The following is a 1,218-nucleotide window of genomic DNA, read 5'->3' on the forward strand; positions in this document are numbered from 1 at the left end:
GGCCCCCGGCGACCGCCTGGCCGTCGGGGAACCTCCCGCGCGCCACCCGGTGCTGCGCACCGCGCCCGTGCCCGTCCCCGCCGCGGGCACCGTGACCGTCGGCGTCGTCCTCGGGCCGCGCGCGGACTGGTTCACCGAGCCCGCCGTCCTCTTCACCGGCACCTGGAGCGTCACCCCCGCCTCCGACCGCGTGGGCCTGCGCCTGCAGCGCCCCGCCGGCCAGCCCGGCCTGGAGCGCGCGCGGCACGAGGAGCTGCCCTCCGAGGGCGTCGCGCTCGGCTCGCTGCAGGTGCCCCCCAGCGGGCAGCCCGTCCTCTTCGGCCCCGACCACCCCGTCACCGGCGGCTACCCCGTCGTCGGGGTCGTGCGCGACGCCGACGTCGACCTCCTCGCCCAGCTCCGCCCCGGCCAGTCCCTGCGCCTGCGCCCCGCCCCCGCAGCACGGGAGGTCCCCGCACCGTGACCGACGAGAACCCGAACCCGAGCGGGGACCGCGACGGGCCCGCCGCGGTCCTCGCCTTCGCCGCCGCCCTCTTCGACGAGGGCACCGCGGTCCCGCTCGGCGACGGCGCCTCACCCGCCGGTGCGGGCCGGGTCGACGGCCGCGACGTCTGCCTGGCCGTCGCCGCCGGGACGGGCGAGGCCGCCGCCGCCGACGCCGAGTCCCGGGTGCGCGCCCTCGCCGCGCGCACCGGCCGCCCCCTCGTCACCGTCGTCGACACCGCCGGCTGCGCCGACCCGCGGGCCTTCGGCGAGCTCGTGCGCGGCAGCGTCGCGCTGTCCGGCGTCGTGCCGCAGGTGGCCGTCGTCCTCGGCGCCGCCGACGGCGAGCGGGCGCTGCTGCTGCCGCTGGCCGACGTCGTCGTCGCCGTCCCCGCGGCGCGTTCCGCGCTCGCGGAACCCGGTGCGGCGCAGACGGTCACCGGCCTGGTCCGGAACGCCGGCGCGCTCGGCGGCGCCGACCTGCACGCGCGGAGCACCGGCCGGTTCGCGCACGTGGCCGAGGACGCCGCCGGTGCCGCGGAGTTCGTGCGCGACCTGCTCGCCCACCTGCCGAGCAACAACCGCGCGAGCGCGCCGCGGCTGCCGGAGGCCGCACCCGACCCGGCGCAGGAGGATCCCGGCCTCGCCGCTGCGCTGCCCGCGCAGGCCGGCGCCCCCTACGACGTGCGCGAGGTGCTCGCCCGCCTCGCCGACGACCCCGACGACCCCGACGAC

Annotated in this window: 2 protein-coding genes; both read left to right on the forward strand. The window is 80.7% G+C overall.

All coding sequences use genetic code 11. From position 1 onward, the window contains the following. On the forward strand, window positions 1-463 hold a 463-nt coding region (locus GTQ99_RS23400; RefSeq protein WP_166618041.1), incomplete at its 5' end, for a 5-oxoprolinase subunit C family protein. After that, window positions 460-1,218: carboxyl transferase domain-containing protein (locus tag GTQ99_RS23405; RefSeq protein ID WP_338075218.1), on the forward strand; the 759-nt coding region annotated here is incomplete at its 3' end. The genes GTQ99_RS23400 and GTQ99_RS23405, both read left to right, overlap by 4 nt.

The organism is Kineococcus vitellinus (assembly GCF_009906315.1).
GTDB classification, from domain to species: Bacteria; Actinomycetota; Actinomycetes; order Actinomycetales; family Kineococcaceae; genus Kineococcus; species Kineococcus vitellinus.